Raw genomic sequence first — 22642 nt, forward strand, 5'->3', positions numbered from 1 at the left:
CCTCAGCTCTTGATCGCGGGCTGGACGTCGGTCGGCGTCACCGGCTGGCCGGGACGCACCTTCTGGATGCCGTCCACCACGATCTTTTCGCCTTCCTTGAGGCCCTCCAGGACCGTGCTCTCGCCGCTGGCGCCCGTCTGCGTCTTGATGCGGCGCAATTCGACCTTGTTGTCCGACGTCACGACGAAGACATAGGCCCCGGCCTGGTCGAGCTGGATGGCGGTCTGCGGGATCGAGATCCCCATCTGGCTCTCGCCCAGCTCGATCGAGACATTGACGAACTGACCATCCACCAGCACGCCGTCCGGATTGTCGAACGAGGCGCGGACAAGCACCGTGTCGGTGCCGCGATCGACCTCGACATCGACAAAGTCGATCTTGCCGACATGATCGTATTCCGAGCCGTCGGCAAGCTGGAGCTTGACCGCGATCTTGTCGGTGGCGCGCGGCTCGGGGTTCTTGCGCCGATACTCGGTGACGATGCGCTGCGCCACCGGGAAGGTGACATAGATCGGGTCTTGGCTGACGATCGTCGCCAAGGTACCCGATTGCGGTGTCACGTAGCTGCCGACGGTGAAGGTCGACTGGCCGATGCGTCCCGCGATCGGCGCTTTGATCGACGTATAGGCGAAGTTGATCTGGGCCTGCTCGAGTGCCGCCTGGGCTTCGAGGATGACGGACTTGGCCATGGTGTCCTCGGCCTGCCGCTGGTCGAGTGTGGCCTGCGGAATGTTGTTGGTCTTGACCAGCTGGATCGCCCGTTGAAGCTGCACGGCCGTGTTCTTCTGTGCCGCCATCGCGCTCTCGAGCTCGGCCTGCTTCTGATCGAGCTGCGCCTGATAAGGCGGTTGCTCGATCACGAACAGCTGATCTCCGACATTCACATGCTGGCCTTCCGTGAACAGCCGCTTGTCGAGAAACCCGTTGATCCGCGCCAGCACATCGACCTTGTCGACCGCCTGCACGCGCCCGGTGAAACCGGCCGTGGGATTGATCGCCTTCATCGCGACCGCCATGACACCCACGGCGGGAGGGGCGGCCGGCGCCTGCTGGGCCTGCTCCTTCTCGCCGCAGGCGGCCAGCAGAACAACGCCCATCAGCGGCAGGGATCGGAGCAAAGCCCGGATTCGGTTCTGTGACGTCAATCCCGGCACGTAACGCATCACGGCACCCCCCAGTTCGACGGATCGTCGCGGCTTTTGACGGGCAGACTATCACCTCCCTGCGGCATTGCCACTCAGGGCCTTCCCCGAGGCCGAGATCCGGTTCCCGCGGCGGACCCGAGGCCGGACCGGCCGGGCGATGCCCTCACGCTTGCGCAGCCCTGCCCCGCTGCCTATGTTCGGGCGCTTTTCCGGCGCCGCCGGGCCGCCCCCATCGGCCGGGCCCTTGACAATATCCGACAGCCGGGCAGCGTTTCCGGCTGCGGCTCCCCCGTCCTACCTGTTCATAGGGATTTGGTTCAGATGCAGAAGATCAAGGTCAAGAATCCGGTCGTCGAGCTCGACGGCGACGAGATGACTCGCATCATCTGGCAGTTCATCAAGGAAAAGCTGATCCTGCCCTATCTCGATATCGACCTGAAATATTACGACCTGGGCATCGAAAGCCGCGACAAGACCGAGGACAAGATCACGGTCGATGCCGCCAACGCCATCAGGCAGTACCGCGTCGGCGTCAAATGCGCGACCATCACTCCCGACGAGGCGCGGGTGAAGGAGTTCAGCCTCAAGAAGATGTGGAAGTCGCCGAACGGGACGATCCGCAACATCCTCGACGGCACGGTGTTCCGCCAGCCGATCATCTGCAAGAACGTGCCGCGCCTGGTGCCGGGCTGGACCCAGCCGATCGTGATCGGGCGCCACGCCTTCGGCGACCAGTATCGCGCCACCGACTTCGTCGTTCCGGGCAAAGGCAAGCTCACCGTCAGCTTCGAGCCCGAGGGCGGCGGACAGCCGATCCGCCACGAGGTCTACGACTTCCCGGGCTCGGGCGTGGCGATGGCCATGTACAATGTCGACGAGTCCATCCGCGGCTTCGCCCGCGCCTGCTTCAACTATGCGCTGGGGCTCGGCTGGCCGGTCTATCTCTCGACCAAGAACACGATCCTCAAGGCCTATGACGGCCGCTTCAAGGACGTGTTCCAGGAGGTCTTCGACAAGGAATTCGCGGCCGAGTTCAAGAAGAAGAACATGACCTACGAGCATCGGCTCATCGACGACATGGTCGCGAGCGCGCTCAAATGGTCGGGCGGCTTCGTCTGGGCCTGCAAGAACTATGACGGCGACGTGCAGTCCGACACGGTGGCCCAGGGCTTCGGCTCGCTGGGCCTGATGACGTCGGTGCTGCTGTCGCCCGACGGCCAGACCGTCGAGGCCGAAGCCGCGCACGGCACCGTCACGCGCCATTACCGCGAGCACCAGAAGGGCCGCGAGACCTCGACCAACCCGATCGCCTCGATCTATGCCTGGACCCGCGGCCTCTGGTACCGCGGCAAGTTCGACGGCACGCCCGAGCTGCAGCGCTTCGCCGAGACGCTCGAGACGGTCTGCGTCGATACGGTCGAGGCCGGCTTCATGACCAAGGACCTGGCGCTCCTCATCAGCCCCGACCAGACCTGGATGACGACCCAGCAGTTCCTGGCCAAGCTCGATGACAATCTGAAGAAGGCTCTCGCCTGATTCTCCCGGGAGCGGCGCGGGACCGCGGCCGCTTCTCCTGGCTCACCCGACGTCATCGAAGGAAAACCGCAGGATGCGTCATTTTCTCGTGGGGCTTCTGGCCCTCGCGTTCACCCTCGCCGGAGGCACCGCCATGGCTTACGACCCCGAAAACACCCTCTTCATGGATCTCAAGGACGGCCGCGTCGTGATCGAGATGCGCCCCGACCTGGCGCCGAAGACCGTCGCCCGCATCAAGGAGCTGGTGCGCCAGCATTTCTATGACGGCATCGTGTTCCACCGCGTGATCGCCGGCTTCATGGCGCAGACCGGCGATCCGACCGGCACCGGCCGCGGCGGCTCCGGGCAGAAGCTCAAGGCCGAGTTCAGCAAGGAGCACCATCTGCGCGGCACGGTCTCGATGGCCCGCGCCCAGGATCCCGACAGCGCCGACAGCCAGTTCTTCATCTGCTTCGCGCCGGCCGAATATCTCGACGGCCAATACACGATCTGGGGCCATGTGATCGAAGGCATGGAATTCGTGGACAAGATCAAGAAGGGCGACGGCTCGAACGGCGAGGTCCGCAACCCCGACAAGATCATCCGCATGCAGGTGGCGGCCGACGCCAAGGACTGATGCCGGAACGGTCGTCATACGATCGGTCGACAGGAAAGGGCCCTTCTGCGGGCCCTTTTTTGTGCCTTGGCGCCCCTCAGGGCCGGCCTGGCGTCCGTGCTTCGATCGCCTGGCGGAAGACAGCCGGCCGTGGCCATCCCCGGGCTGGCGAGAATGTCTTGAGCCATTTCTGAAGCCGCCACTCCGCCCGCCCCAGCAGATAGGCCGGAACAAACCCGATCAGAGCGGCGACACCGTATTTCGCCGTTGCCGGCCAGTCGGCAAAGCCCGGCATCTGGGCGACGAGCCGGAACGCGACGAACAGGCAAACCACATGGGTCAGATAGATCCCGTAGGAGGCGTCACCGATCCTTTGCAGCACCCGGCCCCCGAGGCCGTCGGCCTCCCAGGCAAGGGCGCCATAGATCGCGAGCCCCGCGCAGACCGCCCAGACGCCGTAAGGCGCGTTCCACTGCAGGAACGACGGATAGGAGACCCCATGTCCCAACGCGGCCGATATGTCAGGAAACCAGTAGAGGGCAGCCGCCAGGAACGCGAAGAACAAGGCGACGGGCGTTCCCCACGGGCGGGGCAGATAGCCGAGCAGCACGCCGATCAGGAACAGGAGGCTGAACCGGGTCAGAAGGGCCGCGTCCCATGCCGGAAAGAGAGCCGCCTCACTGCCGAGCTTGGGCGCGAATGCAAAGGAGACGGCAAGACCGGCCACGACCAGCAGGCGCGAACGGCCGGGAAAGACGGTGATCGCGACGAGAACCAGCCCATAGAACAGGAGCTCGAAAAGCAGCGTCCAGTAGGGAACGAGGCTGTTCGGCGCGGTGCCGGTCGGATAGAGGGCAAAGAGGACGGGGTCGATTCCGGGCCAGGCGCCGAACAGCAGCAGTTCCGTGCCGGCGGAAATGAAGAGGGCGATCCAGAGACCCGGGAAGATCCGCCGCAACCGGCCGACGGCGAAATCGATCGGCCGCCGCGGCAAGCCCCTCGTCATGACATAGCCTGACAGCACGAAGAACAGGGCGACACCACCCGCGCCGGGATGGAAGAGGATGACCGGATCATGCTGATCCCAGATCCGATCGGCGGCCCAGTTCAGATGCTGCAGAACGACCAGGATCGCCGCGATCGCACGGGCCGCCTGGAGACCTCCGAGCCGCTCTGAGCCTCGTCCTTCCCTCACCATCGCCCCCTGATGGTCGAGACGCCCCCTTCGAAAGGGGAACCGACAAGCGACGATAGCAGAATGTCGGAATGGTTAAGGAACCTGTCGGGGATTCTCTGCGAGCTCGCGATGAGCCCGTCATTCCGCCGAGCCTCCGACCGGCGGGAAGGCCACCGGTGTGGCGACAGATTTCCTGCGCACCGCAAGAATTTGTTGCGTCTTCTTCAAAGAATGTCGAAGACCCCTCTCTTCTTTGCCCCTTGGTTCGGTCAGTCGCAGCGCTAGCTTATGTTAGAGAAGCGATCGGCCCGTTGAGGTACGAAAGGAAGGCGTTCCGATCGTTCCCGATGGGCTGAAGGAGCGATGGCGAAGGCGGTTCTGGTCGTTCGAGGCAAGCGGAGGCCGGAGGTGGCGCGGTTGGTCGGGCTGTTTACCTTGTTCCTGACGCTCTTCGTGGCTGCCGGGATGCTGGCGCTCTGAGACCGGTTCGGAATCGGGCGCGCAACGGCGGCAAGGACGCGATCGCTTGCGGCCGTGTCAGGCCGGGGGATCGGCCTGGGGCTTGTCGGCATTCCGCAGCTTCGGAACCGCTTCCTCGAGCGTCTGCAGCCGTTCCTCCACGACCGCTTCGATCCTGGTCTTGAGATCCGGCAGCTGGGCCATCAGCCGGCGGAAATCGTTGACCTCGAGCGCCAGAAGCTGCGTGTCCTGGATGGCGGTCACGGTGGCCAGGCGGGTGGTGTCCTTGACCAGCGCGATCTCGCCGAAGAACTGCCCCGGCCCGAGCTTGACCGGCTGGGGAATCAGCTCGACCTCGACGGCTCCCCTCAGGATGAAGAACATCGCGTCGGCCGGATCGCCGCGCCGGACGATGGTGTAGTTGCGCGGCACCGACTGCGGCTTGAGCAGCCGCGTGATCGAGGCGATGCGCGGCGCGTCGAGTCCGGCGAAGAGCGGCACGCCCGCCACCGCCTGCCAGCTCACGGTGAAGTCGCGCCGGCGGATCTCCTGGGCGAAGCCGGTCGCCAGGATGCCGGTCGGCACCGCGAAGATGGCAATGCCGAGCAGCATGATGATGCCGCCGAAGACGCGGCCCGCCGCCGTGGCCGGGACCATGTCGCCATAGCCGACGCTGGCCATGGTCACGATCGCCCACCAGAGCGTGTGCGGGATGCTGTCGAAGAGCTGGGGCTGGGCGTTGCGCTCCAGCAGATACATCACGCCGGCCGCGAGCACCAGGAGCACGACCATCGCCATCAGCGCACCGACGAGCGAGCGCGCTTCGTTCCGGAGCACGGTGCCGACCAGGCCCAGCGCCGGCGCGAAGCGCGCGAGCTTCAGCAGCGCCAGCAGGTCCACCAGCTCGATCAGGCCGGTGCTGACCGGCAGCAGCAGCGCCAGCCAGCCGGGCAGGATCACGATCAGATCGATGACGCCCAGGAACGAGCGGGCATAGTCCAACCGCGCCATCGGGCCGTTGCGGCCGGAGGCCTGCTCGGGCGCGATCCAGAGCCGGACGGCATATTCGAGAGTGAAGATCAGCAGCGCTGCCGCCCCCAGCGCCCGCGCCAGCTCGATCTGCGCCGGCGTGCCGGCGGGCAGGCTCCTGATGAAGCTGCAGGCGACGGCCGCGAGAACGCTGGCAAGCAGCACCGCATCGGCGATGAGCCGCAGGCCGCGATGGGAAACCGTGTCGCCCATCAACCGGAACGCCGTCGCTCTCGCGGTTCCGGTCATCGTCCCTTCCTCGGGTCCCCTTCCCTCAGGCTCACATGGGAAAGGACTCTAGAGCGGTTCCCAACCGGGCGAAATCGGGAACCGCGTCAGACGTCAGCCTGGCTGCCGTTTCCAGGGTGACGCGGCGTTCATGTCGGGATCCGTCCGCGGGCGATCCAAGCCGGATAGAGAGCCGTCCTCTAGGCCGCGCGGGCGCGGTTGGCCAGTTCCTGCTCGATGGCCGCGAGCGCCGCCTCGGCTGCCGCCGCGTTGGGGCCGCCGGCCTGGGCCATGTCGGGCCGGCCGCCGCCGCCCTGGCCGCCGAGCGCCTTGCTGCCAGCCTTGACCAGATCGACAGCATTGACCCGTCCGGTGAGGTCGGCGGTGACGCCGACCACCAGCGAGGCCCGGCCCTCTTCGCGCGCCAGGAGCGCCACGACGCCGGAACCGATCTGCTTCTTCATCTCGTCGACCATGCCCTTGAGCTCCTTGGCGGGCACGCCGTCCAGCAGCCGCGAGGCGAGTTTGATCCCAGCGACCTCGCGATGCGGCGACGAAGCCTGACCGGCACCGCCGCCCAATCCGCCGCCGAGTGCCGCGGCCTTGCGGGCCTCGGTCAATTCGCGCTCGAGCCGGCGCCGTTCCTCGACCAGGCTCGCGATGCGGCCCGGCAGCTCGGCCGGCTGGGTCTTGAGCAGCGAGGCGGCCTCGGCCACCAGCGCATCCTGCTCGCGGAAATGCTTCTCGGCGCCCACACCGGTCAGGGCCTCGATGCGGCGCACGCCCGACGCCACGGCGCTCTCGGAGAGGATCTTGAAGGCGCCGATATCGCCGGTGCGGCGCACATGGGTGCCGCCGCAGAGCTCGGTCGAGAAATGGCCGTCATCCTCCTCGCCCCCCATGGAGACGACGCGGACCTCCTCGCCATATTTCTCGCCGAAGAGGGCGAGCGCGCCCGCCTTGACCGCGTTCTCCGGCGTCATCAGCACGGTTTCGACCTCGGCATTGTGCCGGATGCGCCGGTTGACCTCGGCCTCGATGACCTCCAGATCCTCGCGCGTCAATGGCTTGGGATGGCTGAAGTCGAAGCGCAGCCGCTCGGGCGCCACCAGCGAGCCCTTCTGGGTGACGTGATCGCCGAGGCGCCGGCGCAGGGCCTCGTGCAGCAGATGGGTCGCCGAATGGTTGGCGCGCAGCGCGTTGCGGCGCTCGCCATCGACCCTCATCTCGACCGCGTCGCCGAGCTTGACCTCGCCGCGCACCACCTTGCCGCTATGGACCCAGAGATCGCCCAGCTTCTTCTGCGTGTCGATGATCGCGATCTCGAGGCCCGACGCGTTGAACCAGATGCCGCTGTCGCCCATCTGGCCACCGGACTCGCCATAGAAGGGCGTCTGGTTGGCGACGAGCAGCACGGCCTCGCCCGGCTTGGCGCGATCGACCGGCTTGCCGTCCTTGACGATGGCCTTGACAACGCCTTCCGCCATCTCGGTCGAATAGCCGAAGAACTCGGTGGCACCGACCTTCTCCTTGATCTCGAACCAGAGCTTCTCGGTCGCCGCCTCGCCCGAGCCCGACCAGGCCCGCCGCGCGGCCGCGCGCTGCTCTTCCATCGCGCGCTCGAAGCCGTCGGTATCCACCTTGCGGCCCTGGCCGCGCAGGATGTCCTGGGTCAGGTCGAGCGGGAAGCCGTAGGTGTCGTAGAGCCGGAACGCGACATCGCCCGCCAGCGACTGACCCGATCCGAGCCGGACGGTCTCCTCTTCCAGCAGCCGGAGGCCGCGCTCGAGCGTGGCGCGGAAGCGCGTCTCCTCGAGCTTGAGGGTTTCGGTGATGATCGCCTGGGCGCGCACCAGCTCGGGATAGGCCTGGCCCATCTGCTGCACCAGCGCCGGCACCAGCCGCCACATCAAGGGATCGGTGGCGCCCAGCTTGTGCGCATGGCGCATGGCGCGGCGCATGATGCGCCGGAGCACATAGCCGCGGCCCTCGTTCGACGGCAGCACGCCGTCGGCAATGAGGAAGCTCGAGGAGCGCAGATGGTCCGCGATGACGCGGTGCGAGACCGCCTGCGGCCCGTCGGGCGCGACGTTGGTCGCGTCGGCCGAAGCCTGGATCAGCGCGCGGATCAGGTCGATGTCGTAATTGTCGTGCTTGCCCTGGAGCACCGCGGTCAGGCGCTCGAGCCCCATGCCGGTGTCGATCGAGGGTCGCGGCAGGGCGATGCGCTCCTCCTTCGTCACCTGCTCGAACTGCATGAAGACGAGGTTCCAGATCTCGATATAGCGGTCGCCGTCCGCGTCGGCGCTGCCCGGGGGGCCGCCCGCGATGCTGGGGCCGTGATCGTAGAAGATCTCGGAACAGGGTCCGCAGGGGCCGGTATCGCCCATCGCCCAGAAATTGTCGGAGGTCGGGATGCGGACGATGCGTTCCTCCGGCAGGCCTGCGATCCTCTTCCACAAGCCGAAGGCCTCGTCGTCGGTGTGGAACACCGTGACCCAGAGCTTCTCCTTGGGCAGGCCGAATTCGCGCGTGATCAGGTTCCAGGCCAGCTCGATCGCACGCTCCTTGAAATAGTCGCCGAAGGAGAAGTTCCCCAGCATCTCGAAGAAGGTGTGATGGCGCGCGGTATAGCCGACATTCTCGAGGTCGTTATGCTTGCCGCCGGCGCGCACGCATTTCTGCGCCGTCGCCGCGCGCGCATAGTCGCGCTTCTCCTGGCCGGTGAAGACGTTCTTGAACTGCACCATGCCGGCGTTGGTGAAAAGCAGCGTCGGATCGTTGCGCGGCACCAGCGGCGAGGACGGCACGATCTCGTGGCCGTTCTTCCGGAAATAGTCCAGGAAGCTGCTGCGGATCTCGTTGGTGGTCGACATATGGCCAGGGCTCGTCGAAGAGGACATGAGGGACTCGAGGTTCCGGTCGGGCTGGCAAGGGGACCATCCGGGCCGGCGCCAGAAAGCCGGACCGCATCGGGGCGAAAAAGAGCGTCCCGACCGCCCGCGGCGGACCGGGTTCGTCCCGCATTGCACCCTAGATTAGAGGGCTTTTACCAACCGCTTAAGCGCCTTGTCCAGAAACGGCCGGTCTCCCCAATCTGGGGCCGGGAACCGGCGTTTCCAAGCCTGGACCCGGGGACGGGCAGCCAATGCCCCCGGGGAGCCTTCACCGCGGGTCGGCAAGCAGACCGCTAATCGAAGGCGGCGTTGAGCTCGGCATGGGGCGTGGCCTCGGCGGTGAAGCCGAAGGTGCCCTTGTCCTTGAGCTCCTGGGCCGCCCGCAGGAAGGCGCCCATGGCCGCCCGCGCCAGGCTGCCGCCGACGCTGACCCGGCGCACGCCCAAGGCCGCCAGGTCGGCGATGGTGGCCCCGCCCGGTCCCATCAGCACATTGACCGGCCGGTCGACCGACTTCACCAGCGTGGCCACCTCCTTGCGGGTCTTGAGGCCGGGGGCGTAGAGCACGCTGGCGCCCGCCTCCTGATAGGCCTGGAGGCGCCGGATCGTGTCGGCGAGATCGGGATGCCCATGGAGGTAGTTCTCGGCGCGGCCGACCAGCATGAAGGGGAACGGCAGGGCCCGCGCCGCCTCGGCGGCCGCCACCATGCGCTCGACCGCTTGGCCGATGTCGTAGATGGGCTTGTCGCCGCCGCGGGTCGAATCCTCGATCGAGCCGCCGACCAGCCCCACCGCCGCCGCCCGCTTGATGGTCTCGGCCGCGGATTCCGGCTTGGCGCCGAATCCGTCCTCGAGGTCGGCGCTCACCGGCAGGTCGGTCGCCGCCACGATGGCGTGGGCGTTGGTGATGGTCTCGTCGCGCGTGACCCGCCCGGCGCCGTCGGGCTTGCCGAGCGCGAAGGCGAGACCGGCGCTGGTGGTGGCGAGCGCCTGGAAGCCCATGCTCGCCAGCAGCTTCGCCGTGCCCGCATCCCACGGGTTGGGGATGACGAAGCAGCCGGGCTTGTCATGCAGCGCCTTGAAGCGTTGGGCCTTCTCCGCCTGCGTCACCATGCCGAGATTCCTCCGTTCGTTTCCGGCGGTTCCTTTCCGATCGGGAGGCCATCCTCCCATCGCCTCCGCCCCCTGTCCCTTACCGAAGCTACATGCCAGCCCCCGCGCAAAACGCAAGGGAGAGGTCTGTGACGCCGGAACGATAGGAAAGCCGCACGAAAGAAAAGCGTCATGAAACGAGACCGCCGCCGACAGGGGGACCATCGGCGGCGGCCTCTCGAAGACGTGACCGGGGTTGCGGGAAGGGTCTAGGGGAAACCCGCGAGAGGACCGGTCACGAAAGGATCAGGAGATCGGCGGCTCAGTCCTCCTCGCCGCCTTCCTTATCGCCGCTGCCGCTCATCATCGCGCCGGCGACGAGGCCCGCATTCTGGCGGACCGCGGCCTCGATCGTGGCCGCCACCTCGGGATTCTCCTTCAGGAACTGCTTGGCGTTCTCGCGGCCCTGGCCGATGCGCTGGCCGCCATGGGAGAACCAGGCGCCCGACTTCTCCACCACGCCGGCCGCGGTGCCGAGATCGATCAGCTCGCCGGTCTTGGAGATGCCTTCGCCATACATGATGTCGAACTCGACGACCCGGAACGGCGGCGCCAGCTTGTTCTTCACCACCTTCACGCGGGTCTGCGAGCCCACCACCGTGTCGCGATCCTTGATCGAGCCGATGCGCCGGATGTCGAGGCGCACCGAGGCGTAGAACTTGAGCGCGTTGCCGCCGGTCGTGGTCTCGGGATTGCCGAACATCACGCCGATCTTCATGCGGATCTGGTTGATGAAGATCACCATGCAGCGCGAGCGCGAGATCGAGCCGGTGAGCTTGCGGAGCGCCTGGCTCATGAGCCGCGCCTGGAGGCCGACATGGGTGTCGCCCATCTCGCCCTCGAGCTCGGCCCGCGGCACCAGCGCCGCGACGCTGTCGATCACCAGCACGTCGACGGCGCCCGAACGGACCAGCGTGTCGGCGATCTCGAGCGCCTGCTCGCCGGCGTCGGGCTGCGAGATCAGCAGCTCCTCGACATTGACGCCGAGCTTGGTGGCATAGGAGGGGTCGAGCGCATGCTCGGCATCGACGAAGGCGCAGGTGCCGCCCTGGCGCTGGGCCTCGGCCACGACATGGAGCGCCAGCGTGGTCTTGCCGGAGCTTTCCGGCCCGTAGATCTCGATGATGCGCCCGCGCGGCAGGCCGCCGATGCCGAGCGCGATATCGAGCCCGAGCGAGCCCGTGGAGACCACCTCGGTCTCCACCACCTTGTCGCGCTGGCCGAGCTTCATGATCGAGCCCTTGCCAAAGGCGCGCTCGATCTGACTCAGCGCCGCATCCAGCGCCTTGTTGCGATCCATGCTGGTTTCCTTGCCGACGACCTTCAATGCCACATTCGACATCGGGCGCTCCCCTTATTTCATAGCCCTCACGGGCCGACAATGTGGGGAGACAGTACGCGCTTTGTTCTCATCCTGGCAAGCAAAATCTGGATCAAAAAGAGAACAAAAGGACGATATCCACCGAACGATCCCTGAGCTGCCGTCAGGGGCAAAACCCCGGCCTCCGCCCTCGGGGCGCCGTGATTCGCGTTCGATTTCAGATGGTTAAGATGCCGGGCGCCGGCCCGGCCGGGTTCCCGTCCCGCTATCCGCGGTCGTTCAGGATCCGGTACTGGCCGATCTCGGCCGGCAGCTCGCCGTTCCGGGCCATGCCCTCCAGCGCGACCATGGTGCCCCGCTCCAGATAGAGCACATGGTCCAGGCTACCGGCGCCGCCGGGCAGCTCGGTGCGGATCCAGCCGCTCACCACCTCGTTCGCGACGAACGGCATGACCACCATGGTCGGATCGGCCAGGAGGAAGCGGCTCAGGAAGGTCTTGTCGGTGAAGCTGCGGCTGCGGACCTGGAGATGGCCGATCTGGCGGCGCCACATCTCGTTGCCGCCGAGCGCCTGGGTCACGATCACCTCGAGCAGGTCGCGCTCCAGCGGAAACAGGCTGGCCCTGCCGATCGCGTTCGTCTCGGAGAAGCAGTCCAGGCCCGACACGGTGCGCGACGCCAGGACCCGCTTCATGCCGCGCGCATCACTTCCTTCACCTTCTCGGCCAGCTGCGAGAGGGAGAAGGGCTTGGGCAGGAAATGGATCTCGGCCCCCTCGCCCAGGCGCTTGCGGAAATCGTCCTCGGCATAGCCGGAGATGAAGATGACCTTGAGCTCGGGGCGGATCAGCCGGACCTCCTTGATCAGGGTCGGCCCGTCCATGCGCGGCATCACCACGTCGGTGATCAGGAGATCGATCGGCTGCTTGCCGGCCTTGATCATCTCCAGCGCCGCCTCGCCGCTGCGCGCCTCGAACACGTTGTAGCCCTTGTTGCGCAGCGCGCGGGCGCCGAAGAGACGTACGGCGTCCTCGTCCTCGACCAGCAGCACCGTCCCCATGCCGGTCAGGTCGCGCGGCTGGCCCGCGTCGCCTTCCTGCTTGGCCGGGGCCTCGCTCTTGGCGGCGGCATGGCGCGGCAGATAGATCGAGAAGGCCGTGCCCTCGCCCACCTTGCTGTCGACGAAGATGAAGCCGCCGGTCTGCTTGACGATGCCATAGACGGTGGCGAGCCCGAGGCCGGTGCCCGCGCCCACTTCCTTGGTCGAGAAGAAGGGCTCGAAGATGTTGTCGATGATATCGGGGGCAATGCCCGTGCCCGTATCGGCAACCTCGATGCGCGCATAGTCGCCGGGCGGCATGGTCTCGGCCCCGCGCGTCACCGGATAGGCGTTCGAGACGTTCGAGGTGCGGATCAGGAGCTTGCCGCCCTCGGGCATGGCGTCGCGCGCATTGACCGCGAGGTTGATGATCACCTGCTCGAGCTGGCCATGGTCGACCTTGACCGGGAACAGCTCGCGGCCATGGACCATCTGCAGCTCGATATTGGCGCCGATCAGCCGGCGCAGCAGATGCGACAGCTCGGCCAGCACGTCGGTCACGTCGAGCACGCGCGGGATCAGGGTCTGCTGGCGCGAGAAGGCCAGGAGCTGGCGCACCAGGTTGGCGGCGCGGTTGGCGTTCTGCTTGATCTGCATGATGTCGGCGAAGGACTGGTCGCCGGCGCGGTGGCGCAGCAGCAGCAGGTCGCAGAAGCCGATCATGGCGGTGAGCAGGTTGTTGAAGTCGTGGGCGATGCCGCCGGCGAGCTGGCCCACCGCCTGCATCTTCTGCGACTGCGAGAACTGGCGTTCCAGCTTCTTGCGCTCGGTGGTGTCGATGAACTGGACGATGAGGCCGGGCTTGCCGCCGGGCTCGTCCTCGCGGCGCACCGCATAGAGCGTGGCGCTGCGGCCGTTGCCGGCCGCCATCTGCAGGTCGAGCGGCCGCTCGCCGAGCTCCTCGCCCTGAAGCGCCATGCGCAGGCGGCCTTCCACCTGCGGGCGGTCGGCTTCGGCGATGAGGTCGAGCAGCCGGCGCTTGCGCAGCTCGGCCGAGCGCATCTTGACCATCGAGCGGAACGCCTTGTTGGCTTCCTCGAGCCGGCCTTCGGCATCGACCAACGTGATGCCCAGCGGCGCCTGCTCGAAGAAGCGCTGGAACCGGCGCTCGAACACCTGGAGCTGGGCCTCGCGGGCGCGGGCCGGGCGCAGGTCGTGGACCACGGCGCAGGCGACCGAGCCGCCGCGCGTGCCGGGCGGCAGGGCCTGCTGGCGCAGATGCACCGAGATGGCCTCGCCGGAGCGGCTGCGGAACAGCGCGTCGCCCTCGCCGACCAGCCCGCTGCCGAAGGGGCTCGCCGGCACGGCGCCCGCCGGCAGCTCGGCCAGGAGGTCATGCAGCCGCACCTCGCCGAAACCGTCGGGCCCGCCTTCCTCGCCGAGCCCCAGCCAGTCGCGCATGGTGCCGTTCATGTAGGTGATGCGGCCGGTCGCATCGAGCGCGTACCAGCCGAGGGGGGCGCGATCGAGCAGCGCCATGAGCTGGCGCTCGCCGATGGCGCCACCATGGAGCGAGCGCCGGCCCAGCCAGTAGCTGATGAGGATGAGCGCGAAGAGCGGCACCAGCACGAGCGCCATGGTGAGCAGGCTGACGCTGACCTCGGCGTTCATCTGTGCCATTGCCGGCGGACAAAGCCCCACCAGCAGCGACGCGGCCATCGCCGCGCAGCCGCCCCATCGGCCCAGCTTTCTTCCGCCCTGGCTCGCCATCCCCTGCCCCGCCATATCGCATCCTCACTCTAGCAGTTTCTTCTTGCCTTGCGGACGACTTGTCGCCCGCCTTCTCCGGTCCGTCCTCTAGCGCCGCGCCATCGCCGGCCGCGGCGGCGCGCCGCCGCCGCGCAACCGCATGACGTAGCCGATGACCTCGGCCACCGCCTTGTAATGCTCCGCCGGGATCTCCTGATCCAGCTCGACCGCCGCGAACAAGCCGCGCGCGAGCGGCGGATTCTCGACGACCGGGATCTTGTGGGCCTCGGCCACCTCGCGGATCTTGAAGGCGACCGCGTCGGCACCCTTGGCGATCAGCACCGGCGCCGCCATCTTGCCGATCTCGTATTTGAGCGCGACCGCGAAGTGGGTCGGGTTGGTGATCACCACGTCGGCCTTGGGCACCTGCGCCATCATGCGCCGGCGCGCGCGCTCCATGCGCATCTGGCGGATGCGCGACTTGATCAGCGGATCGCCTTCCGACTGCTTCAATTCCTCGCGCAACTCGCGCTTCGACATGCGCAGGCGCCGGATATGCTCGAAATACTGATAGAGGTAATCGAGCGCCGCGATGATCGCCATGATCGAGAGCAGCGCGATCAGGAGCCGCATGCTGTCATGCTTGAGCAGGCCCAGCACGGCGCCCTGGTCGAGGCCGATGAGCCGGGCCGCGTCGTTGGCCATGGGCCAGAGCACCATCATGGCGACCGTGCCGACCACGGCCAGCTTGGCGAGGTTCTTGGCGAACTCCGCCAGCGACCGGCGCGAGAACAGGCGCTTGGCGCCCTCGATCGGGTTGATCCGCTCGAGCTTGGGCTTGAGCTGCTCGCCCGAGAAGATGAAGCCGGTCTGGATCAATCCGCCCGCCATGGCGGCGATGATGAGCACCAGAAACGGCAACAGCGCGATCTTGAACAGCCCGAACACGGTCCCGGCGAGGATATGCCGCAGATTGTCGAAATCGGTGGGTATCGTCTCGGGCCGTTCCAGGAACGGCAGCACCAGGCGCGCCGTGCCGTTCACGGCCTGGGTCGCGAAGATGAAGATGGCGAGCGCCACCCCCAGGATTACGATCCAGTGCTGCACCTCGCGCGACTGGGCGACCTGGCCCTTCTCGCGCGCTTCCTGGAGCCTTCGTTGACTTGGCTCTTCTGTTCGTTGGGAATCGTCCTGATCTTCCTCGGCCATCTAGCGACGGGCTCCGATCACAAGAGGCCGGGCAGGGCGTTGGCCAGCCGACCCAGGAACCAGGTCATGGCGAAGGCCAGCCCCGCCGCGAGCAGGACGAAGCCCGCCAGGATCTGGACCGGCAGGCCGACGAAGAACACCTGGAGCTGCGGCATCAGCCGCGACAGGAGCCCTAGCGCCAGATTGAAGAGCAGCCCGAGCAGCACGAACGGCGTCGAGAACTCGACCGCGATGGCGAAGGCCTTGCCCACCGTCCTCGCCACGGTGATCGCCATGTCGCCCGCGGCCGGCACGCCGCCCGCCGGGAAGACGCCGTAGGAGTCGACCATGGCGCGGATCATCGGCATATGGAGGCCGGTGGCGAAGATCAGCACCACGCCCAGCGACAGCAGGAAATTGCCGATGACCGAGCCTTGCTGCGCGGTCGCGGGATCCTGCGACAGGGCGCTGGCGAAGCCGATCTGGAGCGCGATCATCATGCCCGCCATCTCGAGCGCCAGCAGGATGAGGCGCACCAGCGTCCCGAGGAACAGGCCGACGATGATCTCGCCGCCCATGAGCAGGAGCAGCGCGACGGCGCCCGCGGGCGCCGGCGGAAGCTGCGGCTGGAGCAGCGGCATCAGCGCCAGGGAGAAGGCCAGCGCGAAGCAGAGCCGGAAGCGCGGCGCCACATAGCTTTCGCCGATGCCGGGCAGCAGCATGACCGCCGATCCGAGGCGCGCGAACACCAGGAAGAAGGCGAACAGGTTCGTGGTGAGGATCTGCTGCAGCATCGCCCGACCTTCCGCCCCCTTCTCCCGCTCAGCCGCCGGACGCGATGCGGTCCATCAGCTCGTGGGTGAAGTCCGTGAGCGTGGTGAGCATGAAGGGCAGGAAGACGACGAGCGACAGCAGGATCGCCAGGATCTTCGGCACGAAGGAGAGCGTCATCTCCTGCATCTGGGTCAGCGCCTGCAGGAGCGAGATCGCGACGCCCGCGATCAGCGCGAGCAGCAGGATGGGCGCGCCCAGCTTGAGCGTGACGAAGACGGTCTCGCGCGCGATATCGAGGATGGCAGCTTGGTCCACGGGAGGAAACCGGCCTTCGGTCGGAAAGAGACGAAATGAATTCACGCGGCTGCGGGCGCGGGGGCTTTCGCCCCCGACGCGTCAGATCGACATGCGCATGACGTCCTGATAGGCGGCGATCACCTTGTCGCGCACCGCGACCACGGTCTGCAGCGAGACCTCGGCCTGGCTGACCGCGGCGATGATGTCGGAAAGCTCCGCCTTGCCGGCGAGCCCCTGGATGGTCTGGGATTCGCCCTGTCTCAGGCTGTTCACCGTCTCGGTGCCGGCCTGCTTGAGGAAATCGGAAAAGCTCGGGCCCTCGGTCGGGCGCGGCTCCATGCCAGTCCCGAGCGGCTTGGCGCTGCTCTGCGCCACCTGTTCGTAGAACTTGGCGGCGGCGGCGAAATCGCTGCGCATGGGTACGTCTCCTGTTCTTGAAGACGCCTACCTGACGTCGGTCTCCTCTCTGGTGGATCCGGCGCCTACTTAGCGCAGGATGTCGATGGCCTTCTGCAACATGGTGCGCGAGGCCTCGATGGCCTTGAGATTGGCCTCGTAGGACCGCTCGGCTTCACGCATGTCGGCGAGCTCGATCAGCGTGTTCACGTTGGGCATCTTTACATAGCCCTGGGCGTCGGCGCCCGGATTGGTCGGGTCGTATTTCGTGTCGAACGGCGTCTTGTCGAGCGCGGGCCGGTTGGTCTCGACCATGTCGACGCCGAGCTCGCGATCGAGCACGTTGCGGAAGGTCACGACCTTGCGCTGATAGGGGGTGCCGCCCGAGGTCTTTGCGGTCGAATCCGCGTTGGCGAGGTTCTCGGCGATGACGCGCAGGCGCGTGCCCTGCGCCTTCAGGCCCGAGGCCGAGATCTTGAGCGAATCGGTCAGATCCATCGCTGCTCTCCCCTGCGCGTCGCGTCAGCCCGCATCATGCCGAGCTCCCGCGTCCCAGCGCGATCTTCACCATGTCGATGTATTTCTTGTAGAGATTGGTCGCCATCTCGTAGTTGGCCTGCGTCTCCGCCACCTTCACCATCTGCTCCTCGAGCACGACCTGGTTGCCGGCGAGCGTGGTCTCGTAAGGCTTCTTCTCGCCCTCGACCGCGGGCTTGCCGGCATGGGCGCCCGAAGGACCCACGATATGGTTGGGGTCGGTCGCCACCGGCATCAGCGTGAACTGCCCCGATCCTTGCGCGCCGACCGAGCTCAGGGCCGCGCGCGCATCGAGCGGCTTCAATTCCTGCGGCTGGAAGTCGGGCGTGTCGGCGTTGGCGATGTTGTGGGCCAAGACCTCCTGGCGCTTGTTCAGCCAGGCCATCTTGTCGAGCGCCAGCGAAAACAGGGGTATGCGGCTGAGATCCATCGCGCCTTCGCCCCTCTGGCGACAGCGAACACCCGGCCGGCGGCCGGGCCTGTTCCTGGGCCAGAGTCGGGCCCGAGCATGACGCCGGCATTGTTAACGTGGGGTAAAAGCGTTAAGGTCCAACCGTTAAGCGGCGAATCGCGCCCGAATCGGGGTCCTCCCGGCGGGTGCGCCCTGGGTCAGGAAGAAACAGGCTGCATGCTCTATCTGACGCGCAAAGTCGGCGAATCCGTCGTCATCAACGACAATATCGAAGTCACGGTGGTCGAGGTCCGGGGGAAATCGGTCAAGCTGGGCTTCACCTTCCCCGCCGACGCCAGCGTGCTGCGCCGCGAGATCTACGAGCGGATCCAGGCCGAGAACCGGGCCGCCGCGGAATCGAGCGCACATCTGGTGGCGCTCGGCACCAACAAGAAGCCGAGCTGAACCGATTCCTTCCCTCTCCCGCCGCAGCAAACGGCGGGGACGAAAAGAGCGTGGAATTAATCGGCGCCGCCGCCTCCTTCAATCTTTGTTAACGCTACCCGGTAAAAAATGCCGGTCACGGGCAAGGGCCTGACGGCGCCGTCATTTTGATGGCCGCTCGCGGCATCGCCCGTAAGGACGGCAGGCGGTGGCTCGTTCCGACATCCCCTCCCGCGGCAAAGCCGACGACCGACCGGTCGCAGCCGCGTTGACCTACGATCCCACGCGCGCCGGCGTGCCGCGCGTGAGCGCTGCCGGCCGCGGCCCGATTGCCGAACAGATCCTGGCGCTGGCACGCGCGAACAATGTGCCGGTGCATGAGGATCCCGACCTCGCGGGCCTGCTCGCGGCGGTCGAGATCGATTGCGAGATCCCGGTCGAGGCGCTGGTCGCGGTCGCCGAGATCCTCGCTTACGTCTACCGGGCCAATGGCCGCCTTCCCGCCATCCTCAAGCAAGGGACTTCACGTCCATGACCGATACGCCCACGCTCGTCGGCGAGCTCGTCTATCTGACCGGCATCACCGAGGCGGCTCGCCGCCATCTGCGGCAGGGCCAGCTCCTCGATCTCACCTCGCTGGACGAGCGCTGTGCCACGCTCTGCACGCGGCTCGAAAGCGTGACCGGCGCGGATCGCGAGATGCTGCGCGCGGCCTTCCTGGCGCTGGTGGCGGAGCTCAACCTGCTCGAGGCGGAGCTCAAGGCCAGCCGCGACGCGACCATGAGCGAGATCAACGCCGTGACCCAGCGGCGGCGCGCCGCCGGCGCCTATGGCCATGCCGGCCTCAATGCCGGCGCCAGGGGCCGCTGAACCTCATCGTCTTTACCGCCGATTGCCCGGGTAGTTCCCAACCGTGGATATTTCCGTCTATCTCCGCTTCATCCTGGCGCTGGCCGGCGTCCTCGCGCTGATCGCGATCGCCGCCTTCATCCTCAAGCGCGCCGGCTGGGGCGGCATGCGCATGAGCAAGGGCGGGCAGAAGCGCCTCGCCGTGACCGCCGCGATCGCGCTCGACGGCCGCCGCCGGCTGGTGCTGGTAAGGCGCGACGAGACCGAGCATCTGCTCCTGATCGGCGGCCCTGCGGATCTGGTGGTCGAAAGCGGCATCGCGCCGCGATCCTCGGGTTTCGAGAAGGCGCTCGATGCGGCGGGGCGGCCCTCTTCCGGCGCGCCCGCGGGCGCAGCATGACCGACATCGTCATCGGCCCACCGCGGCGCATCTTCGTGAAACCCGGCCAATGGGCGCGCCGCTCGCTCGGCATCGGCGCCGGCATCGCGACGGCGCTCCTCGCCTCGCCCGCTTTCCCGCAGAGCGTGACGCTCGACCTCGGCGGCAGCGGCACCGCGACCAGCCAGATCCTCGAGATCATCGCCCTCATCACCGTGCTGAGCCTGGCGCCCGGCATCCTGGTGATGGTGACCTCCTTCACCCGGATCGTGGTGGCGCTCTCCTTCCTGCGCAGCGCGCTCGGCATCCAGCAGACGCCGCCCAACATGGTGATGATCAGCCTCGCGCTGTTCCTCACCGGCGCCATCATGGCGCCGACCTTCACCCAGGCCTATGACAACGGCGTCTCGCCCTATATCCGCGGCGAGCTCGACGAGGCCACCGCCTTCGACCGCAGCGTGGCGCCCTTCCGCACCTTCATGCTGAGCCAGGTGCGCGAGAACGACCTGGCGCTCTTCCTCGATATCGGCAAGGTCGATCCGAATACGCCCGCTTCCCAGGCGCCGCTGACCTCGCTCATCCCCGCCTTCATGATCAGCGAGCTCCGGCGCGCCTTCGAGATCGGCTTCCTCTTGTTCGTGCCCTTCCTCATCATCGACATGGTGGTCGCCTCGATCCTGATGTCGATGGGCATGATGATGCTGCCGCCGGTGCAGGTCTCCCTGCCCTTCAAGCTCATCTTCTTCGTGCTGGTGGACGGCTGGTATCTCGTCGTCGGCAGCCTGGTGCGCAGCTTCGGGCAGGGATGAGGCCTCACCGTTGCCATCTCCGGGCTTGACCCGGGGATCCAGGGCAACAGTCCGGCTCTCGCCCCCTGGATTGCCGGGTCAAGCCCGGCAATGACAGAAAAGAAAGAAGGCGCGGACGGCGACCCGCACTCCCAACACGACCCTCTCAAAACTCCTCGTGCTGCGGCAGGTCGTCGGTGATCGTGAACCAGGGCGCCTTCGAGCCGACGAAGATATGCTTCGACGGCCGGATGCCCGGATCGTCGGTGAGCGTCCCCATCGCCACATGGACGAAGGCGCCTTCGCGCACGACCGAATAGAGCAGCGAGCCGCAGAGCCGGCAATGCGCGTCATGGCCGTCGGGCTCGCCGACGATCAGGAGCTTGTCCGCGCCGGCCGCAACGGTGAGCTTCGCGCGCTCGATGCCCGCGAAGGGCTTGAACGCCGAACCCGTCGTCCGCCGGCATTGCGAGCAGTGACAGTTCATCGCGTAGCGGAACGCGTCCGCCACCTCGTATTCGACGGCGCCGCAATAGCATTTGCCGGCGAGTTGGCGAACGCTCGGTTTCGAGGAGTCTGTCATCGGTGTTTCCTCTGGATTGGCGCCGCATGCACTCGCCTCGCCCGCGCCTCCTCCTGTCATCGCCGGGCTTGATCCGGCGATCCAGGGACCAGGGACGCGATAACTGCCAGCATCTTGCGTCGCGCCAAGACTGGATTGCCGGGTCAAGCCCGGCAATGACAAACGAGGGGCGACCCCTCATTGACGCCTCGTTCTAGAATGCCTATTCTAATTGCCATGGTCCGTCTCGCCCGCTTCTCCGCCGACGTCTTCGTCGAGGCCACCTTGGCGCTGGTCGCCGAGGGCGGGCCGTCGGCCGCCTCCATGGCGGCGATCGCCCGCAAGGTGGGGGCGCCGACGGGCTCGATCTATCACCGCTTCGAATCCCGCAGCGCGATCCTGGCCACGGCCTGGCTCGAATGCCATGAGAGCTTCGCCACCGGCCTGGCGCCGCCTTTACGCGCCGGCGAGGGGCTGGGGGCCGCGCTCTCGATCCTGGACTGGGCCCGCCAGCATCGGCGCCGCGCCCGTTTCCTGCTGCTGAACGAGATCGAGGACCTGCTCGACGGCCCGGTGCCGGAGCCGCTGCAGCGGCAGGTGGAACGCCAGCAGGCGGCGCTCGATGCCGACTTCGAGACCTATCTCGCCCTGCAGCGGCCGAAGGACCGCGGCGACGCGGCGCAGGCGGCGGCGCGCGCCAAGTTCCTGGTGCTCGACGGGCCGATCGCGCTGCTGCGCCCGCACCTGCTGGCCGACAAGGCGCCCCCGCCCTTCCTCGACACGATGGTCGAGGACATGCATCGCAGCCTCGGCACCGCCGCCCGGGCCGGCGCGGCGATGGAGACCGATGACGGGAGGCGCGTCGCCTGATGCTGCGCCATTCGACCCAGCGCGACCAGACCGGCCGCGAGATTCCGCTCCATGACGAGGAAGGCTTCGCCGGCATGCGCCGCGCCGGGCGCATCGCGGCGATGACGCTCGATTTCATCGCGCCCTATGTGCGGCCCGGCGTTTCCACCGCCCATCTCGACCGGCTGCTCGAGCAGTTCATGCGCGATGCCGGCACGGTGCCCGCCACCATCGGCTACAAGGGCTATCGCCATGCGAGCTGCATCTCGGTCAACCATGTGGTGACGCATGGCATCCCGGCCGATGACAAGGTCCTGCGCGAGGGCGACATCCTCAATATCGACGTGACGCCGCTGGTCGATGGCTGGCATGGCGACACGAGCCGCATGTATGACGTGGGCGAGGTGCCGATCAAGGCGCGCCGGCTGGTCGACGCCACCTACGAGGCGATGATGGCCGGGATCGCGCAGGTGAAGCCCGGCGCGCATCTGGGCGACATCGGCCATGCGATCGAGACCATCGCCCGGCGCGAGCGCTTCAGCGTGGTCGAGGATTTCTGCGGCCATGGCGTGGGCCGGATCTTCCACGACGCGCCCCTTGTGCTCCATTACGGCAAGCGCGGCACCGGCGTCACGCTCGAGCCCGGCATGATCTTCACCATCGAGCCGATGCTCAATGCCGGCCGCCACGAGGTGAAGGTGCTCTCTGACGGCTGGACCGCCGTGACGCGCGACCGCTCGCTCTCGGCCCAGTTCGAGCATTCGGTCGGCGTGACCGAGACGGGCGTCGAGATCTTCACCACCTCGCCCCGGGGCTGGCACAAGCCGCCCTATCCCGTGGACGCGAAATCGGCGGCCTGATCT

At 67.1% G+C, this 22642-nt stretch carries 24 protein-coding genes; 9 read left to right on the forward strand and 15 right to left on the reverse strand.

All coding sequences use genetic code 11. The annotated features are described in order from the left end of the window. Positions 1-2: 2 nt before the first annotated feature. Positions 3-1097, reverse strand: coding sequence for an efflux RND transporter periplasmic adaptor subunit (locus FRZ61_RS17070; protein ID WP_191909070.1), 1095 nt, complete (start codon positions 1095-1097; stop codon positions 3-5). A gap of 369 nt (positions 1098-1466) precedes the next feature. Between FRZ61_RS17070 and FRZ61_RS17075 the strand changes: the two genes are divergently transcribed. Next, positions 1467-2681 carry an NADP-dependent isocitrate dehydrogenase gene (locus FRZ61_RS17075; RefSeq protein ID WP_151118864.1) on the forward strand — a complete coding sequence of 405 codons (1215 nt, stop codon included), beginning with the start codon at positions 1467-1469 and terminating at the stop codon, positions 2679-2681. Positions 2682-2754: 73 nt separating this feature from the next. Then, positions 2755-3297, forward strand: a complete 543-nt coding sequence (locus tag FRZ61_RS17080) for a peptidylprolyl isomerase (protein ID WP_151118865.1) — start codon at positions 2755-2757, stop codon at positions 3295-3297. 76 nt (positions 3298-3373) lie between these two features. Here the strand turns inward: FRZ61_RS17080 and FRZ61_RS17085 are convergent, their stop codons facing one another. The 13 genes from FRZ61_RS17085 to FRZ61_RS17145 all read right to left on the reverse strand — a co-directional run bounded on the left by FRZ61_RS17085 (position 3374) and on the right by FRZ61_RS17145 (position 17947). Further along, complete coding sequence (locus FRZ61_RS17085; protein WP_191909071.1) at positions 3374-4471, reverse strand: acyltransferase family protein; 1098 nt, start codon at positions 4469-4471, stop codon at positions 3374-3376. A gap of 519 nt (positions 4472-4990) precedes the next feature. Then, the gene (locus tag FRZ61_RS17090; protein ID WP_151118867.1) at positions 4991-6190 is read right to left on the reverse strand and encodes a cyclic nucleotide-gated ion channel; all 1200 of its coding nucleotides are present in this window, start codon (positions 6188-6190) and stop codon (positions 4991-4993) included. A gap of 179 nt (positions 6191-6369) precedes the next feature. Beyond that, positions 6370-9045 carry an alanine--tRNA ligase gene (gene alaS / locus FRZ61_RS17095; RefSeq protein ID WP_151118868.1) on the reverse strand — a complete coding sequence of 892 codons (2676 nt, stop codon included), beginning with the start codon at positions 9043-9045 and terminating at the stop codon, positions 6370-6372. A gap of 314 nt (positions 9046-9359) precedes the next feature. After that, a complete protein-coding gene (locus FRZ61_RS17100; RefSeq protein WP_151118869.1) occupies positions 9360-10178 on the reverse strand; it encodes an isocitrate lyase/PEP mutase family protein in 819 nt (272 codons plus the stop codon). A 301-nt stretch (positions 10179-10479) separates the two neighbouring features. After that, the gene (gene recA / locus FRZ61_RS17105) at positions 10480-11559 is read right to left on the reverse strand and encodes a recombinase RecA (RefSeq protein WP_151118870.1); all 1080 of its coding nucleotides are present in this window, start codon (positions 11557-11559) and stop codon (positions 10480-10482) included. A gap of 244 nt (positions 11560-11803) precedes the next feature. Beyond that, positions 11804-12232: a hypothetical protein gene (locus tag FRZ61_RS17110; RefSeq protein WP_151118871.1), complete on the reverse strand. Its 429-nt coding sequence runs from the start codon at positions 12230-12232 to the stop codon at positions 11804-11806. Next, a complete protein-coding gene (locus FRZ61_RS17115; RefSeq protein WP_151118872.1) occupies positions 12229-14361 on the reverse strand; it encodes a response regulator in 2133 nt (710 codons plus the stop codon). Before FRZ61_RS17115 ends, FRZ61_RS17110 begins: the two co-directional genes overlap by 4 nt. A 72-nt stretch (positions 14362-14433) precedes the next feature. Next, positions 14434-15534 carry a flagellar biosynthesis protein FlhB gene (gene flhB / locus FRZ61_RS17120; protein WP_151118873.1) on the reverse strand — a complete coding sequence of 367 codons (1101 nt, stop codon included), beginning with the start codon at positions 15532-15534 and terminating at the stop codon, positions 14434-14436. 17 nt (positions 15535-15551) lie between these two features. After that, positions 15552-16307: a flagellar biosynthetic protein FliR gene (gene fliR / locus FRZ61_RS17125; RefSeq protein ID WP_151118874.1), complete on the reverse strand. Its 756-nt coding sequence runs from the start codon at positions 16305-16307 to the stop codon at positions 15552-15554. 28 nt (positions 16308-16335) lie between these two features. After that, positions 16336-16602: a flagellar biosynthesis protein FliQ gene (gene fliQ / locus FRZ61_RS17130; protein WP_407657822.1), complete on the reverse strand. Its 267-nt coding sequence runs from the start codon at positions 16600-16602 to the stop codon at positions 16336-16338. Between the two features lie 81 nt (positions 16603-16683). Then, positions 16684-17001, reverse strand: coding sequence for a flagellar hook-basal body complex protein FliE (fliE, locus tag FRZ61_RS17135; RefSeq protein ID WP_151118876.1), 318 nt, complete (start codon positions 16999-17001; stop codon positions 16684-16686). Between the two features lie 69 nt (positions 17002-17070). After that, on the reverse strand, positions 17071-17478 hold the full coding sequence (flgC, locus tag FRZ61_RS17140; protein ID WP_151118877.1) for a flagellar basal body rod protein FlgC: 408 nt from the start codon (positions 17476-17478) through the stop codon (positions 17071-17073). Between the two features lie 34 nt (positions 17479-17512). Further along, positions 17513-17947 carry a flagellar basal body protein gene (locus tag FRZ61_RS17145; RefSeq protein WP_151118878.1) on the reverse strand — a complete coding sequence of 145 codons (435 nt, stop codon included), beginning with the start codon at positions 17945-17947 and terminating at the stop codon, positions 17513-17515. Between the two features lie 198 nt (positions 17948-18145). Between FRZ61_RS17145 and csrA the strand changes: the two genes are divergently transcribed. The 5 genes from csrA to fliP all read left to right on the forward strand — a co-directional run bounded on the left by csrA (position 18146) and on the right by fliP (position 20389). Continuing rightward, positions 18146-18373, forward strand: coding sequence for a carbon storage regulator CsrA (gene csrA, locus FRZ61_RS17150; protein ID WP_151118879.1), 228 nt, complete (start codon positions 18146-18148; stop codon positions 18371-18373). A gap of 187 nt (positions 18374-18560) precedes the next feature. Beyond that, positions 18561-18887, forward strand: coding sequence for an EscU/YscU/HrcU family type III secretion system export apparatus switch protein (locus FRZ61_RS17155; protein WP_151118880.1), 327 nt, complete (start codon positions 18561-18563; stop codon positions 18885-18887). Beyond that, positions 18884-19222 (forward strand): hypothetical protein, encoded by a 339-nt coding sequence (locus FRZ61_RS17160; RefSeq protein ID WP_151118881.1) that lies wholly within the window; start codon positions 18884-18886, stop codon positions 19220-19222. The genes FRZ61_RS17155 and FRZ61_RS17160 overlap by 4 nt, the downstream gene beginning before the upstream one ends. A 43-nt stretch (positions 19223-19265) precedes the next feature. Further along, positions 19266-19601 (forward strand): flagellar biosynthetic protein FliO, encoded by a 336-nt coding sequence (locus FRZ61_RS17165; protein ID WP_151118882.1) that lies wholly within the window; start codon positions 19266-19268, stop codon positions 19599-19601. Continuing rightward, a complete protein-coding gene (gene fliP, locus FRZ61_RS17170) occupies positions 19598-20389 on the forward strand; it encodes a flagellar type III secretion system pore protein FliP (RefSeq protein ID WP_151118883.1) in 792 nt (263 codons plus the stop codon). Before FRZ61_RS17165 ends, fliP begins: the two co-directional genes overlap by 4 nt. A gap of 145 nt (positions 20390-20534) precedes the next feature. On the opposite strand, the gene FRZ61_RS17175 is transcribed toward fliP, so the two are convergent. Continuing rightward, positions 20535-20951 (reverse strand): GFA family protein, encoded by a 417-nt coding sequence (locus FRZ61_RS17175; protein WP_151118884.1) that lies wholly within the window; start codon positions 20949-20951, stop codon positions 20535-20537. Positions 20952-21167: 216 nt separating this feature from the next. Here FRZ61_RS17175 and FRZ61_RS17180 point away from each other — a divergent pair, with 216 nt between their 5' ends. Continuing rightward, entirely contained in the window at positions 21168-21800 is a 633-nt protein-coding gene (locus FRZ61_RS17180; RefSeq protein WP_225308863.1) for a TetR/AcrR family transcriptional regulator, read from the forward strand. Continuing rightward, on the forward strand, positions 21800-22639 hold the full coding sequence (map, locus tag FRZ61_RS17185) for a type I methionyl aminopeptidase (protein ID WP_151118886.1): 840 nt from the start codon (positions 21800-21802) through the stop codon (positions 22637-22639). The genes FRZ61_RS17180 and map overlap by 1 nt, the downstream gene beginning before the upstream one ends. The last annotated feature ends 3 nt before the right edge of the window (positions 22640-22642 follow it).

It is taken from the genome of Hypericibacter adhaerens, from assembly GCF_008728835.1.
Lineage (GTDB): Bacteria > Pseudomonadota > Alphaproteobacteria > Dongiales > Dongiaceae > Hypericibacter > Hypericibacter adhaerens.